Annotated in this window: 17 protein-coding genes; 9 read left to right on the top strand and 8 right to left on the bottom strand. The window is 57.0% G+C overall.

The features are described from left to right. Window positions 1-29 precede the first annotated feature (29 nt). Window positions 30-959, top strand: a complete 930-nt coding sequence (locus ACRZ96_RS00650; protein WP_480705163.1) for a hypothetical protein — start codon at window positions 30-32, stop codon at window positions 957-959. Between the two features lie 36 nt (window positions 960-995). On the opposite strand, the gene ACRZ96_RS00645 is transcribed toward ACRZ96_RS00650, so the two are convergent. Next, window positions 996-1,739, bottom strand: coding sequence for a heme-dependent oxidative N-demethylase family protein (locus ACRZ96_RS00645; protein ID WP_480705165.1), 744 nt, complete (start codon window positions 1,737-1,739; stop codon window positions 996-998). Between the two features lie 124 nt (window positions 1,740-1,863). On the opposite strand from ACRZ96_RS00645, the gene dddP reads away from it, so the two are divergent. After that, on the top strand, window positions 1,864-3,207 hold the full coding sequence (gene dddP, locus ACRZ96_RS00640) for a dimethylsulfonioproprionate lyase DddP (protein ID WP_170817930.1): 1,344 nt from the start codon (window positions 1,864-1,866) through the stop codon (window positions 3,205-3,207). A gap of 10 nt (window positions 3,208-3,217) precedes the next feature. Here dddP and ACRZ96_RS00635 read toward each other — a convergent pair whose 3' ends face one another. Next, window positions 3,218-3,412, bottom strand: a complete 195-nt coding sequence (locus ACRZ96_RS00635; RefSeq protein ID WP_170396424.1) for a hypothetical protein — start codon at window positions 3,410-3,412, stop codon at window positions 3,218-3,220. A 255-nt stretch (window positions 3,413-3,667) separates the two neighbouring features. On the opposite strand from ACRZ96_RS00635, the gene ACRZ96_RS00630 reads away from it, so the two are divergent. After that, window positions 3,668-4,882, top strand: coding sequence for a bifunctional alpha/beta hydrolase/OsmC family protein (locus tag ACRZ96_RS00630; protein WP_480771537.1), 1,215 nt, complete (start codon window positions 3,668-3,670; stop codon window positions 4,880-4,882). Between the two features lie 55 nt (window positions 4,883-4,937). Here the strand turns inward: ACRZ96_RS00630 and ACRZ96_RS00625 are convergent, their stop codons facing one another. The 5 genes from ACRZ96_RS00625 to ACRZ96_RS00605 all read right to left on the bottom strand — a co-directional run bounded on the left by ACRZ96_RS00625 (window position 4,938) and on the right by ACRZ96_RS00605 (window position 7,410). Next, window positions 4,938-5,288, bottom strand: coding sequence for a hypothetical protein (locus tag ACRZ96_RS00625; RefSeq protein ID WP_170403183.1), 351 nt, complete (start codon window positions 5,286-5,288; stop codon window positions 4,938-4,940). 10 nt (window positions 5,289-5,298) lie between these two features. After that, complete coding sequence (locus tag ACRZ96_RS00620) at window positions 5,299-5,856, bottom strand: hypothetical protein (RefSeq protein ID WP_170512898.1); 558 nt, start codon at window positions 5,854-5,856, stop codon at window positions 5,299-5,301. Window positions 5,857-5,995: 139 nt separating this feature from the next. Further along, window positions 5,996-6,583 (bottom strand): biotin transporter BioY, encoded by a 588-nt coding sequence (locus tag ACRZ96_RS00615; RefSeq protein WP_010442062.1) that lies wholly within the window; start codon window positions 6,581-6,583, stop codon window positions 5,996-5,998. 75 nt (window positions 6,584-6,658) lie between these two features. Beyond that, window positions 6,659-7,081, bottom strand: a complete 423-nt coding sequence (locus tag ACRZ96_RS00610; protein WP_170422260.1) for a DUF6314 family protein — start codon at window positions 7,079-7,081, stop codon at window positions 6,659-6,661. Continuing rightward, window positions 7,078-7,410, bottom strand: a complete 333-nt coding sequence (locus ACRZ96_RS00605) for a hypothetical protein (RefSeq protein ID WP_170396412.1) — start codon at window positions 7,408-7,410, stop codon at window positions 7,078-7,080. Before ACRZ96_RS00605 ends, ACRZ96_RS00610 begins: the two co-directional genes overlap by 4 nt. A gap of 88 nt (window positions 7,411-7,498) precedes the next feature. On the opposite strand from ACRZ96_RS00605, the gene purB reads away from it, so the two are divergent. The 4 genes from purB (at window position 7,499) to ACRZ96_RS00585 (ending at window position 11,896) form a co-directional block, all read left to right on the top strand. Continuing rightward, the gene (gene purB / locus ACRZ96_RS00600) at window positions 7,499-8,803 is read left to right on the top strand and encodes an adenylosuccinate lyase (RefSeq protein WP_170396410.1); all 1,305 of its coding nucleotides are present in this window, start codon (window positions 7,499-7,501) and stop codon (window positions 8,801-8,803) included. 380 nt (window positions 8,804-9,183) lie between these two features. Continuing rightward, on the top strand, window positions 9,184-9,726 hold the full coding sequence (locus ACRZ96_RS00595; RefSeq protein ID WP_170396408.1) for a tetratricopeptide repeat protein: 543 nt from the start codon (window positions 9,184-9,186) through the stop codon (window positions 9,724-9,726). 84 nt (window positions 9,727-9,810) lie between these two features. Beyond that, window positions 9,811-10,887, top strand: coding sequence for a flagellar motor switch protein FliG (locus ACRZ96_RS00590; RefSeq protein ID WP_480814286.1), 1,077 nt, complete (start codon window positions 9,811-9,813; stop codon window positions 10,885-10,887). A gap of 85 nt (window positions 10,888-10,972) precedes the next feature. Continuing rightward, a complete protein-coding gene (locus tag ACRZ96_RS00585) occupies window positions 10,973-11,896 on the top strand; it encodes a lysophospholipid acyltransferase family protein (protein WP_170396406.1) in 924 nt (307 codons plus the stop codon). Here the strand turns inward: ACRZ96_RS00585 and ACRZ96_RS00580 are convergent, their stop codons facing one another. Beyond that, on the bottom strand, window positions 11,897-12,598 hold the full coding sequence (locus ACRZ96_RS00580) for a DUF1223 domain-containing protein (RefSeq protein ID WP_170663707.1): 702 nt from the start codon (window positions 12,596-12,598) through the stop codon (window positions 11,897-11,899). A 226-nt stretch (window positions 12,599-12,824) separates the two neighbouring features. Between ACRZ96_RS00580 and acnA the strand changes: the two genes are divergently transcribed. Beyond that, the gene (gene acnA, locus ACRZ96_RS00575; protein WP_170396402.1) at window positions 12,825-15,515 is read left to right on the top strand and encodes an aconitate hydratase AcnA; all 2,691 of its coding nucleotides are present in this window, start codon (window positions 12,825-12,827) and stop codon (window positions 15,513-15,515) included. A 117-nt stretch (window positions 15,516-15,632) separates the two neighbouring features. Beyond that, window positions 15,633-17,135: a BCCT family transporter gene (locus tag ACRZ96_RS00570; protein WP_480814136.1), complete on the top strand. Its 1,503-nt coding sequence runs from the start codon at window positions 15,633-15,635 to the stop codon at window positions 17,133-17,135. Window positions 17,136-17,231 lie beyond the last annotated feature (96 nt).

Genomic DNA, 17,231 nt, shown 5'->3' with positions numbered 1-17,231 from the left:
ATTTCGCCTGTTAATTTGTTGTGAAGATTATGACAGCAAAGGAACATGCTGTGACTGCAAAGCATAGTTACCACGGTGGCCTCCAGTTTGACGGGTCGGCAGATGGCGCGCTTGAGCGTCTGTGCGAGGTCGTCTCGACGACGCTGGGTGACTATGGCCATCTGGTCGAGCGCAAGACGCTTCTTAGCGCATCAGAGGCCAGTATCGTCAGCAGCCAATATCTCGTGCGTCTGACATTGGACTCGGAACCAACCCAAGTAGATCACAACCACCATGAGCGGATGGATCGAACCGCTGGTCTCAAAACTATGCCGCGTGCTGCGGTAACCCTGCCGGGAAACCGGCTGACGATCTCGATTTGTCCGGTGTCAAAACTGCTCGATGACAGTGAAATATCCGAGTTGATGCTTGTGGTGATCCTGTACCGAATGGTCGACATCTGCACGACCCGTCGTGTCGAATGGTTGTCGCCCAAAACCGTTCTGACCATCGAACAATTCATGAGTGCCTTTGATTCAATTGCGCCGCGCAACGCCCGGAACCGAAAGCAGATATTCGAAGCAGTCAGCGGCCCATTTGCGGGGCTCGATCTGCCTGATCCTGATGCGGAAGATGCACAGACCAAACACGCCAAGCCGCGTCCGATCAAGCTAAGTGACGACCAACTGCTCAGTATCGCCTTCCGGACCGAGGCTGATGCTCCCCTGCCCGCCGGCAACATTCACCAGTCCGAGGACGAAACGGAACGCCCAAGCGATATTCTGCGACTGACCAGCTGGGGCATGACTGGTGCTGTGGCAAGCATATCGACACCGATTGCCATATCCCTGGCAGCAGTCAATCTGATCCGGGGTGAGGATTTCCGCCTCAACACTCAGGTTCTGGCTTTTACCACAGCGATTTTTGGCCTGAACGCTACGAATGCTTTTGCCGAGGTCGCCAGCGCGATTGGCATGTAATCAAATTACCCAAGACCCTCCTTGGAGGCCCCGCCGTCAGGCGGGGTTTTCCATTTTAAGGACCTGATCAGCGGCCATTACATAAGTGTGGATCGCGAACACCACTGCGTTTGTCTCAGGTAAACGCAAGAGAGTCTGACGTTCACTACGCAGATATCGGGCCGAATTTTCGTCCTGCGGCGTGCGTCGCTGCATGAGACTACGCGGTTGGAACAATTCGGCATCATTGTACCAAAGCGCATTGAACCGCCAAAGTGGCCGGTTGGGCTGAATGCCGTCAAACAAACGTTGAACTCTGCGGGCAATATTGGCGTCGTAGGCATCAACCGGTTCATGGATCCCAATCAAAGGGCGCATGAACTTTTCTGACAGCATCCAGCTTGCGGGAAAGCACAGGATCGCGCCAGTCAAAACATGCTCGTCATCGTGTTTCTGCAGAATGCAGAAATCCTCTTGCACCAAATGGCATAGCGTTTCCAACGGGCGTTCCCGGTCAACCTCAACCCGTACACCGTCGGGCCGCACAACGTTATCGGAGACATTCGGATAAACTTGCTGAATGACCAGTTCCAGCAACTCCTGCGCAGGTGCCAACGCCTCGGGGCTTTGCGCCAAGACGTCCGGTTTTTGCTGCGCCAACAGCGCGGCGCGTCGTTGCATCTGGGCAGAAAACGCATCGTCGCGATGCAACCAGGCCCTGGGGTCCGCAGGCTTAATGCCAGGCAGCGGGTTTTGGGCGAGTGGATCATAGGGAATGGCTTGCTGTAATATCACGGTCATAGTCGAGGCATAGCACCCTGCTCTGGTGCTGTCGGTCAAAAAGCGACCAGAAGACGGTCGCAAACCTAGAAGACGCAGCGCATCTGGATTTGCAGGTTGGGCAGGCAAGCAGAAAGGTCCAACCGTGAACACACCATATCGTGACACCCGTAAGATTGACCCGACCCGGGGCGCCACCCTCGGGGACGGGACACCGAACGACAATGACAGGATCGAGATCGGACCGACACAGCTTGCCTTCGACGAATGGGCCGCTGCCGGGCTTAGCCTGCCCAATCTAGAACAGATGCGTAAATACCGCTGGAAACGCCTCACTCAGGCCATCGTGCAGCGCGATTGGGGCGGGATCCTGCTGTTTGACCCCCTGAATATCCGCTATGCGACTGACAGCACCAACATGCAGCTCTGGAATACCCATAACCCGTTCCGGGCCGTTCTAGTTTGCGCTGACGGATATATGGTGATCTGGGACTACAAGAACTCTCCGTTCTTGTCGAAATTCAACCCGCTGGTGCGCGAGCAGCGCTCGGGCGCCGATCTGTTCTATTTCGACCGGGGCGACAAGATTGACGTTGCCGCAGATGTGTTTTCAAACGAGGTGCGCGCCCTGATCGAAGAACACGGCGGCGGCAACATGCGGCTGGGTGTCGACAAGATCATGCTGCACGGCCTGCGCGCGCTTGAGGCTCAGGGGTTCGAGGTGATGGAGGGCGAAGAGCTTACCGAGAAAACCCGTGCTATCAAAGGCCCAGACGAAATCCTCGCCATGCGCTGCGCCAGCCACGCCTGCGAGACCGCTGTGGCCGAAATGGAGCGCTTCGCACGTGTCAATGTCGGAGACGGGAAGACATCCGAGGATGACATTTGGGCAGTGCTACATGCTGAAAACATCCGGCGCGGTGGTGAATGGATCGAGACCCGCTTGCTTGCCTCGGGCCAGCGCACCAATCCCTGGTTTCAGGAATGCGGCCCGCGCATCACGCGGCAAAATGAAATCATCGCGTTCGATACCGACCTGATCGGGTCTTACGGCATTTGCGTCGACATCTCACGAACCTGGTGGATCGGCGATCAAAAGCCACGTGCGGATATGATTTATGCCATGCAGCACGCGCATGAGCACATCATGACCAACATGGAAATGCTGAAACCAGGCGTCATGATCCCGGAACTAACCGCGAATGCCCATCGGCTGGATGACAAGTTTCAGGCACAGAAATACGGCTGCCTGATGCATGGAGTTGGATTGTGCGATGAATGGCCCTTGGTGGCCTATCCCGACAAGGCGGTCGAGGGATCCTATGATTATCCACTTGAACCCGGAATGGTGTTGTGCGTCGAAGCGGCAGTTGGCGAGGTTGGCGGCGATTTCTCGATCAAGCTGGAAGATCAGGTACTGATCACCGAAGACGGCTATGAAAACCTCACGAAGTATCCGTTCGACGCACAGTTGATGGGGTCTGGCTAAGCGCTATGGCCTAGTTCGACCAGTGGGACCGTCTGACATTACCGTGCCAATCTTCAGGCGCGGTGAGAGTTGGCGTGTCCTCAGACGTATTGGTCAGCGGCCAGCTTTGTCCCAGTGCAAAACCAATTGCGCCAGTCACGAGAATTGCCAACAGAACTCCGGCGTGGAGTGTCGGGCTTAGCGGTGCAGATGTTGTATGTGCCATTTTGACCTCTGCTTTGGATAAGAAGGATGATTGCAAGTTGGGGTCCAAGTATAAATAAGTAAAATGAATGTTTATCCGAATTATCATCACATTTTTTGATTGTTCAAATACCAACCCCAACAATGCATTGATGCGACGCGCCAAGGGCTACGTGGTCCCACCCCCTCACCTTCCTGTTACGCCACTGACACAGGGGTTGAGAGAACCGCACACAGCACACAGTATTGTCGAAACCTGGACCACCAAGGATTCATCATGCCCACCGAACGCATTACTTTCGCCGGTCACGACGGCAGCCAATTGGCCGCGCGCCTTGATCTGCCGGACGGGCCGGTACTGGCAACGGCTTTGTTTGCGCATTGCTTTACCTGCTCTAAGGACATACCTGCCGCACGGCGCATTTCGGCGCGTTTGGCGGCGATGGGCATCGCCGTGCTCAGGTTTGATTTTACAGGCCTTGGCCACTCGGATGGAGAGTTTGCGAATACGACATTCACCTCAAATGTCGAAGATCTGATCGCTGCAGCGCACTACCTGTCCGGCCGCAACATGGCCCCCGCCCTGCTGATTGGCCATTCACTTGGCGGCGCTGCGGTACTGCGCGCACGCGCTGGCATACCGTCGGTTAAGGCGGTCGTCACATTGGGTGCGCCTGCTGACCCGGGCCACGTATCACACCATTTCGAGGCCGCCCTGCCCGAGATTCAGGCGCAAGGCAGCGCAGAGGTTTCGCTTGGCGGTCGCCCGTTTCGCATTGGCAGAGCTTTTGTCGATGACATTTCAGAGGCCGCGCTTAGCCCTGCCGTTTCAGATTTGAAAGCAGCGCTTCTGATCCTGCACGCACCGCGCGATGACACGGTCAGCATTGACAACGCCAGCACCATCTTTCTGGCTGCGAAGCATCCAAAAAGTTTTGTCACGCTGGACGATGCCGACCATCTGATCACACGCGCCGCTGATGCGGATTACGCGGCGGATGTCATTGCGGCTTGGGTGTCGCGATACGTCAAACTGTGCCCGCCCGCCCCACCACCCGGCGCCCCGGAAGGTGTTGTTCGCGTGACCGAGGCAGACCCGGCAGGGTTCCTGCAAGACATCCAGTCCGGCCCGCGCCACCATGCGGTCGCTGACGAGCCCGCTTCGTACGGAGGAACGGACCGAGGCATGTCCCCTTATGGATTTGTGTCCTCGGGATTGGGCGCCTGTACCTCGATGACCATTCGCATGTATGCGCGGCGCAAGAAATGGCCGCTGACAGGTATCACCGTCGATGTCTGCCACGACAAGGTACACGCGCAGGACGCCGGACTGGCCAGCGATGGCAAGGTCGATCAGTTCCGCCGCAAGATACGGCTACAAGGGCCGCTGGATGCCGCGCAACGTGCTAAGCTATTGGAGATCGCAGATAAATGTCCCGTGCACCGAACCCTTGAAGGCTCGGCCCATATCACGACTGAGCTGCTGGACTGAAAACCACCTTTGTCAGCTTATGATAATGATTGAAGGGGGCTTTTGCCCCCTTTTTCTAACGGCGCCTCGGTGAGGGTCGGTGAATTGGTGGCCGTGCCGTCGGAGGACGCGCCACCGGGGGATGCGGGCGCGACGGCGGTTTGGCGATCGGTGGCTTTGGCCGCGGTGGAGGGTTCGGACGAACCGGTCGATCGGGGCGGTCGGGCCGGTCTGGGCGGTTTATGTCAACATCTACATTCACGTTACGGTCGTGGTAGTAATCATTCCACAGCATCGAGTCGTAGAACGGGTCATACCCAACGCCATACCCTACCCCGACGGACACGCCATCGCAGGCGGACAGTGTAAACGTTGCAGTACCCAACCCCAGCGCCAGAACAGACCGTTTTAACAGTTTGCGAGTCATCCGAGCCTCCTTACTGCAAAGACCGGAACGACGCGAAAACGGCGTTCAAGGCATCAACATAAGACGGGTCGGCCCCGTCACGCAGGATCGCAACCCCTATCGCAACACGGTCACGCGGCAGGTCAATCACGGTGGCGGTAAAGTTTACGCCTCGCCCATCCCGATTGCCGGTGCCTCGAATAACGTGGGCTGGCCGCCCACCAATCCTTGTATTGCTGGTGCTGGTCACGGTCGGGTCTTTGACGAGGAATTTGTCGATATCCTCAAGATAGCTCAGCCCGCCCTGAATGCTGGAAACCCGTGATGGTGAGACGAAGCCCATCCAGACATTATCGTCGGTCACCGGTCTGATCCCCATGACGCGCGAAACCGCACGGGCATCGCCCAGATTGGTATCCTCGATTTCACGCGGGCCACCGGTACGCAATGCCCAAAAGTCGGGAACCTCAAAGCGGAACAGGGCGCGCCCTTCATCGGTGTAGGTCACCGGTGTGTCAGCTTGCACAGGCGTTACAGCCAACCAAGTCACGGCACTTGCAGCAAGCGCCAAGCTTAACAAAATACGCATATCTCAATAACCTGATCAATTTTCTGATGTCAGGTTGCCCATGCAGTTTGACTTTGTCCAGTATCCTGTTCTGCAGACAATAAAAAACCCGCGTCCGGAAAGCTCCGAACGCGGGTGTGTCTTGCGCAAGAGCGCGCTATCAGGTGCGTGCGTCGCCCAGCAGCTTCCACAGGCCAGGGATCAGCAGAGCGGCCAGCGCCAGCTTGATTGCGTCACCCAGCAGGAACGGTGTCAGACCCCATTCCAGGATCGGCTTGTCCCAGCCATACAGCTGACCCAGCCACAGCAGGCCCGGCACATAGATCAGGACATTGGCCAGCACCAGCGCCAGCGCCAGCTTGCCGACCGAACGATCCCAGCCGCGCGCGGCTAGTGCGCCCAGCAGAATGGTCGCCATCAGGTAACCGACCAGATAGCCACCGGTGCCACCCATCATGTAGGTCAGGCCGAATTTTTCGGCCGAGGAACCCGCAAACACGTCAAAGCCCAGAGCACCAACCAGCAGGTAACCCAGCATCGTGATCAGGCCAAGGCGCGCGCCATAGGCGGTGCCGATGGTCAGAACGGCGAATGTGCCCATGGTGATCGGAACCGGCCACATCGGCACTTTGATTTTGGCTGCAACAGCCAGAGCAACGATACCCAGGGCAACCAGAGCCACCTGCTTGACGCGCAGCGCCGTCCCCTCACGCGGGCCAAAAGCATTGGCCAGTACGTTTGCGTTCATCTCATTTCTCCACATTCGGACTTATTTGCACATGCAGCAATGCCCGTTCCGGGCCGTTGCTGCAAGATGATTACGCTATCGCAGCGCGTATTTGGTCTCCATTTCATAGGATTTTCGCGGTCCTGATACAGTCCAGCGGACTGTCCAGCGCGGCCATCCCGAGAAATCATAGTCTGCATCATAGCTGTCCGGCGGGCAATCGTGATGATCCTTGACGCGGGTTTGGCCAAGTTTAAGTGCGTGAAAAAACCGATCATCATCAAAGTGAATGGCGATCCGATCACCGGCGTCGCGCCAAAGGTATCGACGCGTTCCCGTCATTGCAGGCTGCCCCGGAACACGCAGCGTGACCGTCTCATCATAGACCAACCCTTGGGTATCTTGCCGTAGCTCTGCCTTACCCTCGGCCTGAATGATCTGGCCTGCACGCTCGTCCCGGATGAGGCGGCTCAGGTCCCAAACCCCCTGGAAATCATAAATATTTCTGGGCAGGCTCACTTCAAATAGATTCCGTCAGTTGTATTACCTGAATCATCCACAAACCGGATGGTTTCACCGCTTTGCTCAACATCATAACAAGCCCAGAAATCCGAAGGCGGCCAGACCGAGCAATAGCGATCATCACGAACGGCCCATCGTCCCGAACTTGGGCGGCCTGAAAAGTACTGCGTTTGCATATTGCTATCGAAGGTCTGGGTGATCCCCTCGCCATAGTCGAGCTTCTTGCCAGCAAGCGCCATCAGAATCTCATCACCCGTCAGTTGCTGAAACTCGTCGGCGGCCACAAATCCGGGCCAAAGCAATAAAATCAGGGCAAACCGTCTCATCCCAGCACTCGCGCCTTGTTCCTTGGTCAATGCGCGGCTAAACCCCGCGCCAACGCCTCATCCCAATCATAAAAAGGTGCTGCCGCCAATGATTCCCCGCTATTCACGCCCCGACATGGTCGCCATCTGGTCACCCGAGAGCAAGTTCCGCATTTGGTACGAGATCGAGGCGCACGCCTGCGACGCCATGGCCGATCTAGGCGTGATCCCGCGTGAAAACGCCGAGGCCGTGTGGAAAGCCAAGGATGTGGAGTTTGATGTCGCCCGTATCGACGAGATCGAAGCCGTCACCAAACACGACGTCATCGCCTTCCTGACCCATCTGGCCGAACATGTGGGTAGCGAGGAAGCCCGCTTCGTGCATCAGGGCATGACCTCCTCGGACGTGCTGGACACTTGCTTCAATGTGCAACTGACCCGCGCCGCCGACCTGCTGATTGCAGACCTCGAAGGTCTGTTGGCTGCCCTGAAACGCCGCGCGATCGAGCACAAAGACACCGTTCGCATCGGTCGCAGCCACGGTATCCATGCCGAACCCACCACGATGGGCCTGACCTTTGCCCGCTTCTATGCCGAGATGGACCGCAACTTGTCCCGGATGCGCGATGCCCGCGCGGAAATCGCCACCGGAGCGATCAGCGGCGCGGTCGGGACGTTTGCGAATATCGACCCGCAGGTTGAAGAGCATGTCTGCGACAAGCTGGGTCTGGTGCCTGAACCGATCAGCACACAGGTCATTCCCCGCGACCGTCACGCAGCATTCTTCGCCACACTGGGTGTTATCGCCAGCAGCATCGAAAACATCGCTATCGAAATCCGCCACATGCAGCGTACCGAAGTGCTGGAGGGGGCCGAGTTCTTCTCGATGGGGCAGAAAGGCTCATCCGCGATGCCGCACAAGAAGAACCCGGTGCTGACCGAGAACCTGACCGGTCTTGCGCGCATGGTGCGTGCTGCCGTGATCCCGGCGATGGAGAACGTGGCGCTGTGGCACGAGCGCGATATCTCGCATTCCTCGGTCGAACGCATGATCGGGCCGGATGCCACTATCACGCTGGACTTTGCACTCGCGCGATTGACCGGTGTAATCGACAAGATGCTGATCTTCCCCGAGAACATGATCGAGAACATGAACAAGTTCCCTGGTCTTGTCATGAGCCAACGAGTGCTGTTGGCGTTGACCCAAGCCGGTGTAAGCCGCGAGGATGCCTATGCCATGGTTCAGCGCAACGCGCTGAAAGTCTGGGAGCATCGCACCGACTTCAAAGAGGAACTGTTGGCCGACGCCGATGTCACCGCCGCGCTGAGCCCGAAAGAAATCGAAGAGAAATTCGATCTCGGCTACCATACCAAACATGTAGATACGATTTTCGCCCGCGTATTCGGCGAATAATTCAAACTCAAACAGTGCTAAAAACTTGGCCCGGCTTGCTCAATGCAGCCGGGCCTTGTGTCTTTGCCAGATTGGCAAAAATCGGTTAATCTGTTGGCACAGTTTCCGCGAAAGGAAAACTCGATGCTACGAACTGCTCTATGCGCAATTGCTCTTATCTGTGCGGGCACCGCCGGATTTGCCTGTAACGGTAACACCAAGCAAACCCAATCCTGTGCTGAAGGCACAATTTGGGACAGCGAAAGCCAAAGCTGCATGAAAATCGTCAATAGCTGACATTTTTATTTCCTGCTTGTGAATAAAAGCGATCAGTCAATCGTTAGCTTTTTTGAAGATCAAGCTATGATTGTAACAAGTCTCTTTGACAACGGAGTAGGAAAATGCGTCTTGTACTAGCCTCGGCCATCGCTCTTCAGGCCTTTACCTTCGCGCCCATGGCCATTGCTGCGGGTGGTGGGGACAGCAGCCCGCCCAAGCCCACCAACACCACCAAGAAATGCCTGTTTGGCCGCGTTTATGACGAGGCAGCCGGGCGCTGCGTCAAACCCAACAAGACAAATTTCACCGAAGACCAACTGTATGATGCCGTGCGCGAGTTGGCTTACAACGGGCAGTACGAAAATGCTCAGGGCATTCTGCGTATCATGGATCAAGATGATGATCGGGTGCAGACCTATTGGGGGTTCACCTATCGCAAGATGGGTGAGCTGAAACTGGCTGACGCATTTTACCAGAAAGCAATTGAATCCAACCCCGACAACATCCTCGCCCGCAGCTACATGGGTCAGGGATTTGTTACCCAGGGCAAGACCGAGTTGGCCATCGCACAATGGCGCGAGATCAAGGCGCGTGGTGGCGAAGGCACATGGGCTGAGACATCGCTGCGCGAAGCGATCAGAACAGGGCTGACATATAGCTACTGAGTTTCAGGGTTTCTTTACCCGACTCTCTATATTCTGCCTGCAACGCGAATGAGGCATTGCAGGCAGATGCAGGACACGAACCTAATGGTGCAGATGACGCCGGGCACGCAAACCCCGGTCGTTGAACAAGACGATGATGCGCCACGTGTTGTGCCGCGCGCCCTCAGCAACCGAGAGAAAGCCGCGGTTGTGGTTCGGCTGCTGCTGAACGAGGGGGCGGATATCCCGTTGGAAGAGCTTCCCGATTCACTGCAGGAACAACTTACCCACCAACTTGGACAGATGGGGTTGGTTGACCGGGTAACGTTGGCCGCCGTCGCACAGGAATTTGCCGATGCGCTGGATGGCGTAGGGCTTGCATTTCCCCATGGGCTAGCCGGTGCTCTGGACGCGGTGAACGGCAAGATCGCCCCAGCCACCGCCGCCCGGCTGCGCAAGGTAGCTGGCGTGAGGCAGATCGGTGACCCATGGCAGCGTTTGCGCGAAGTACCCTCAGAAGATCTGGCCGAAATGGCCAAAGCTGAAAGCACAGAAGTCGCCGCCGTTATGCTTTCGAAACTCGAAACCGCCAAGGCTGCCCAGTTGTTGGGCCACCTGCCCGGCCCCACAGCGCGACGGATAACTTATGCAGTCTCGAAAACGGCCAACGTGACGCCCGAGGCGGTTGAGCGGATCGGATGGTCCTTGGCCGCTCAGCTGGATCAACGCCCCAAGCCCGCCTTTCGGGATGGGCCGGGTGAGCGTGTGGGCGCGATCCTCAACCAGTCAGCCGCGGCGACGCGTAATGGTTTGCTGACTGCGTTGGACGAAGAAGACGCCGATTTTGCGGATACCGTCCGGCAATCGATCTTCATCTTTTCGCATGTGCCCTCGCGCATCCAACCCCGCGATGTTCCAGCGATTCTGCGCGGTGTGGATCAACCCGTTCTCATCACGGCGTTGGCCGGAGCCAATAGCGACGAAGACCTTGCCACGGTCGAGTTCTTCCTAGCCAACATGTCCTCTCGCATGGCGGACAACTTACGGGAAGAAATGGCCGAACGTGGCAAGGTCAAACAATCCGACAGTGAAGAAGCGATGTCGCAGATCGTTGCAGCCATCCGCGCGCTTTTGGACGAGGGCGCGATCGCACTGGTCGAGGCTGAGGAGAATGCAGAATAGTCCGGCAAGGCGCGACCACTTGTGATCGCACGATGGGGCCTGTATGTCTCGTCGCGCAGTTCACAACGCTCAGGTGTCTCTCCCCATGCCCGTCGAAAAGTCGGAACTAAGCCGATTTGAGCTTGGAAAATACTACGTCGCCAACCTGTTTCTGACCGGCGTAATCCGCGGCATGCGCCTGCTGCCATATGAGCGCCGCATCGGAGCGATGGGCGCGATTGTGCGCTGGCTTGCCCCCATTGTCGGCTTTCGAACCCGCGTGCGCCGCAACCTGAAACTCACCTGCCCAGACCTGCCCGAGGCCGAGGTCAAACGCATCTGCCGCGCCGTGCCTGACAATGCCGGGCGCGCGATCATGGAGCATTTTTCAGCCGACGGTTTCATCGAGCGACAAAGCAAGGCCAAAGTATCGGGCTCGGGTGTCGAAGCATTTGATGCCGCCGTGGCGGAAGGGCGTCCAGTGATGATGATCACTGCGCATTTCGGGCACTATCTGGCCGCGCGGGTCGCGCTGCAGGCGCGTAGCGGTAAACCCATCGGCAGCCTCTATCGCCGCATGGCAAATCCATATTTCAACGACATGTATGTCGAGGCATTCTATCAGACCGGGTCGCCCATGTTCGAACAGGGCCGCCGAGGTATGGTCGAAATGGTCCGTTCACTGAAAAGCGGAGGCATCATTGCCATTGTATCCGACCTGCATGCGCATGGTGGTGAGGAGCTGACCTTTTTCGGCAAACCCGCCGTCACCTCGGTGCTGAACGCGGAACTTGCGATCAAATACAAGGCTGTGCTGATCCCCTGCTATGCAGTGCGCCAACCCAACGGGATCGATTTTGAGATCGTCCTGCACGACCCGGTCCCGCATACTGATGCCAAAACCATGACCCAGTTCACCAATGACGACCTGGAAGCGATGGTGCGTCAGCACATGGGACAATGGTTCTGGATTCATCGGCGCTGGAAGTCCTGGAGGGGACTGGGGGTCCAGCCAAAGGATATGCCCTGATCACTTAACCCGCGCTGCGGCCACGATCGGACCATGGCCACTGCGCTGGATCAGAACAACGGCAGGCAATTCCGATGACAATGTTGCGGTGAAACTCTGCGGTGTTTGGCCATCCCAGCGACCGGCAATCTGCCAATTCTCGACCACGTTTGCATAATCCAGATCATGTCCGGCCAATTCGCCACGCCGGATCGAGGTGCGACGCATCGGCGAATACTGCACAATCCGAACATCATAGGTTTCGTCGTCTGGTAACTCGATCGGAACGACATTCATGGATACTTCGTTCGCGGTACGCGTGGCACTGACCTCGGCCTCCGGCGGCGCAGTCAGGTGTGCATCGACTAGCCGGTTCAGTTCAATTGACTTGGCCCCAACCACATCCTGCTGCCCATTCACAACCATCTGCGGCGTGTAGATCATCGTCCTCCCGCCTTCACGTGCATAGGCGCGCTGACGATCGGTGTGGTCGGGATTGGCGTATTCATCTTTCCAGCCAATGTAGTCCCAATAATCCACATGCAACGCCAGACCGATTACATCATCCCGCTTGGCCAATTCATGCATGATCCGGTCTGCTGGCGGGCAGGACGAGCACCCCTGCGAGGTGAACAGTTCGACCACCACCGGGTCATCCTGCGCCTGAGCCGGGGCAGCAAGAAAGAGTGAAACAAACGCGGTCGCAGCGACTGATCTGAGCATGTTTTCTCTCGATAGAGGATGATTGCCTGAAAGGTTTAAGTCGGAACCGAATAAACTGCCAATCAAGGTTTCTTGAGACCTCAGACACAAGCTTTCGACAAAATGTGTGCAATGGTATACAAAAAACCACCCAAACTGCCCGTTGCACCTTGAAACAACTGGTGTGGTAATGCAGATAACCCTTAGCGAAGCCCGTATTCCAAGTCATTTGAGAGGGAGGCCACAGATGCCCATCAAGGTCGGACAGGACACCGCCAAGACACGCCGCAGCCTGAACGTGAATGGCAAATCCATTTCCTATTATTCGATTCCAGCCGCGCAAGAAGCAGGCTTAGGCGATTTTTCGAATCTGCCTGCCGCGTTGAAAGTGGTTCTGGAAAACATGCTGCGGTTCGAAGATGACGGGTTCTCGGTTTCCGTCGATGACATCAAAGCCTTTGCCGAATGGGGTGCCAACGGTGGCAAGAACCCACGTGAGATCGCCTATCGCCCTGCCCGGGTTCTGATGCAAGACTTTACCGGAGTTCCGGCCGTGGTGGATCTGGCAGCGATGCGCGACGGCATCAAGGGCCTTGGTGGGGACGCGCAAAAGATCAACCCGCTGAACCCGGTCGATCTGGTCATCGACCACTCGGTCATGATTGATGAGTTCGGCAACCCACGCGCGTTTCAGATGAACGTGGACCGCGAATATGAGCGCAACATGGAACGCTATCAGTTCCTGAAATGGGGTCAGAACGCGTTCAACAATTTCCGCGTCGTGCCTCCCGGCACCGGTATCTGCCACCAAGTAAACCTGGAATATCTGGCGCAGACCGTCTGGACAGACACGGACCAAAGCGGCGAAGAAGTCGCTTATCCCGATACACTTGTTGGTACTGACAGCCACACCACCATGGTCAACGGCATGGCCGTCCTGGGTTGGGGCGTTGGCGGAATCGAGGCCGAAGCCGCGATGCTGGGTCAACCGATCTCGATGCTGATCCCCGAGGTTGTGGGTTTTGAACTGACCGGTTCGATGGTCGAAGGCACAACGGGAACCGACCTTGTCCTGAAAGTCGTCGAGATGCTGCGCGAGAAAGGCGTGGTTGGTAAATTCGTTGAGTTCTTCGGCGAAGGTCTGGACCGCTTGCCCTTGGCCGATCGCGCAACCATCGCCAACATGGCCCCCGAATACGGCGCGACCTGTGGTTTCTTCCCGATTGACGGCGAGACCTTGCGCTATATGCGCAATACTGGACGCGACGAAGACCGCATCGCATTGGTCGAGGCCTACGCCAAGGAAAACGGCTTCTGGCGCGATGCCGATTACGCGCCGATCTACACCGACACTCTGTCGCTGGATATGGGCACAATTGTTCCTGCGATCTCGGGCCCGAAACGGCCGCAGGATTATGTCGCACTAACCGACGCCAAGGCCGCATTCACCAAGGAAATGGCCGAGACCTTCAAACGCCCGATGGGCAAACAAATAGAGGTCAAAGGCGAAAACTACGGCATGGAATCGGGCAAAGTCGTGATCGCCTCGATCACCTCCTGCACCAACACGTCGAACCCGTATGTGATGATCGGCGCGGGCCTCGTCGCACGTAAAGCCGCCGCGCTGGGATTGGATCGCAAACCGTGGGTAAAGACCTCATTGGCGCCCGGCTCGCAGGTTGTGTCCGCCTACTTGGAGGCTGCGGGTCTGCAGGAAGATCTGGACAAGATCGGCTTCAACCTAGTTGGCTATGGCTGCACCACCTGTATTGGCAACTCGGGTCCGATCCAAAGGGAAATCAGCGAAGCGATTGCCGAAGGCGATCTTGTTGCCACTTCGGTGCTGTCAGGCAACCGCAACTTTGAAGGCCGCATCTCGCCCGACGTGCGCGCCAACTATCTGGCTTCACCGCCGCTGGTGGTGGTTTATGCTTTGGCTGGTACGTTGGACATCGACCTGACCTCGGAACCGATTGGACAGGATCAGGCCGGCAACGATGTCTACATGAAAGACATCTGGCCGACCCAAAGCGAAATCGCCGAATTGGTTGAGGCAACCGTGACCCGCGAGGCGTTCCAGTCGAAATATGCCGATGTCTTCAAAGGCGACGAGAAATGGCAGGAGGTCGAGGTTCCACAACAGGAAACCTATGATTGGCCACCGACGTCAACCTACATTCAAAACCCTCCCTATTTCCAAGGCATGGGGCCTGAGCCGGGCACAATCTCGAATATCGATGGTGCAAAGGTTCTGCTGATCCTGGGTGACATGATCACCACCGACCATATCTCGCCCGCCGGTTCGTTTGCGACAACGACACCTGCCGGGAAGTATCTGACCGATCGTCAGGTTCAGCCGCGCGAATTCAACTCGTATGGCTCACGCCGTGGCAACCACGAGATCATGATGCGCGGCACCTTCGCCAATATCCGCGTCAAGAACGAGATGCTGGATGGCGTCGAAGGCGGTTATACAAAAGGCCCGGATGGTGAACAAACCTCGGTCTACGAAGCATCGATGGCCTATCAGGAGCAAGGCACCCCGCTGGTCGTCTTTGGCGGCGAACAGTACGGTGCAGGTTCGTCACGTGACTGGGCGGCCAAGGGCACAGCTCTGCTTGGCGTCAAGGCAGTGATCGCCGAGAGTTTTGAGCGCATCCACCGTTCAAACTTGGTGGGCATGGGCGTCATACCGTTCGAATTCACCGATGGTGATACCCGCAAGACACTGGGTCTGAAAGGTGATGAGACCGTATCGATCCACGGGTTGGATTCAGTTGAGCCCTTGCAGGAAGTGCCCTGCACCATCATTTACGGAGATGGTACCGAAAAGACGATCACCCTGAAGTGCCGCATCGATACCGCGCCCGAGATCGAATACATCGAAAACGGCGGTGTGCTGCAATACGTGCTGCGCAATCTCGCAAAAGCGTCATAAATCAGCAGGTTGATATCCAACCTCAGCCCCCGGCCCTGCGCCGGGGGTTTTGTTTTCTGGCCATTTATTCAAAAATCTGAAACTGTTGAGCAAGACAGTCTTCGGAATTTCATCACCATGAAAAAGCCCAACGCCCTATTGGTTTGCTCGCTTAGCGTCATCGCCGTGATCGGGATCTGGGGCGTCGTCGATATCAAAAGCTTGGTGACTTGGGCCAATATCATCGTGCAACAAACCTTCCACAGTCGCGGTTGGTTCGTGATGCTCGCGGCCTCAGGCATGTTGATCGGGTGTTTAGTTCTGGCCTTTTCGCCATATGGCAAAATCCGTCTGGGCCGGGATGATGAAGAGCCCGAGTTCTCGACCGCCACCTGGATCTCAATGCTGTTCTCCGCAGGAATGGGCGTTGGACTGCTGTTCTGGGCGGTCGCCGAGCCCTTGACCCATTTCAACTTCATCTCGGGCATGGCACCCGACTATGTCGCCGCGCAGCAGGCCATGCTGGCAACAAACTTCCATTGGGGCCTGCACGCATGGGCGATTTACGGTTCGACCGCGCTGACCATTGCTTATTTCAGCTTTCGGCGCGGGACAGGCATGATGGTCAGTGCACCGATCAAAAGCCTATTCCCAGGAGAACGCTGGGCCGAGCGGGTCGGGTGGCTGTCGGATTTCATGGCCATTGTTGCAATCTCTATCGGTGTTGGCGGTTCAATGGCCATGGGCGTGTTCCAGGTTGCGGACGGGATTGCGGTTCTGGGTGGCCGGGAAACGGTTGGTGCCCTTCTGATCGGCGTTGTTTTCCTGGCGATGGTCGCAGCCTACATCCCTGCTCTGTTGATCGACCTTGGCCAAGGCATGGCGCGCTTGTCAAATGCGGCAATGCTGATCGCGATCTGCCTTGTGGCCTATACAGTGGTCCTCGGCCCCACCGAGTATCTATTGAATACCGTGGTTCAAGGGTTCGGCGATTACGTCACCAATGTCATCCCTCGGGGCTTTCAGACCTTCACCTTCTTCGGCGATGACGTCACCAAATGGTTCAGCGACTGGACCCTCACCTATATGGTCTGGTGGATCGCCTGGGGACCTTTTGTTGGTGTGTTTGTCGCGCGTATCTCTCGCGGTCGCACGATCCGGGAATTCGTGATCGGAGTACTCTTTGCGCCCACACTGTTCTCGATCCTTTGGTTCGGTGCCTTCGGCGGCATCGGTCTGTTCGAGGCGCTCAACGGTGCCGGAGAACTGCTGGCCTATACGCAAACAAACATCGAGCGTGTGACCTTCGCCCTGCTCGACCGTTTGCCCTTATCGCAGATCACAATACTTGCAACCGTAGCGGCGGCGTTTCTGTTCATCGTAACCAGCGTTGTAAGCGCGGCCTTTGTGCTGGGTACATTCTCGTCCCAGGGGGATGAAAACCCGCCCCCGCGCGTGCGGCTGATCTGGGGTGCATTGCTGGGCTTGTTGAGTGTCGCGATGATCCTGTCGGGTTCGGTGGAATCGGTCAAAGTCCTGATCTCACTCGGGGCGCTGCCCTTTGTGTTCATCTCGGTTCTGCTGATGGTCTGCCTGTTCCGAGGGCTACGAGAAGAGGGGCTGAGCCATGCTGATCGGTGATCTGACGGATACGCTTATGAATCTGACCACTTTTGCATTCATCGGCGCGCTGATCTGGATTTTGGTCCGTAAGTAACGGCTTGAATCCCAGCCGTT

This window comes from Ruegeria sp. CF1 (genome assembly GCF_056537445.1).
This window is presented reverse-complemented; position numbering and strand designations above follow the sequence as displayed.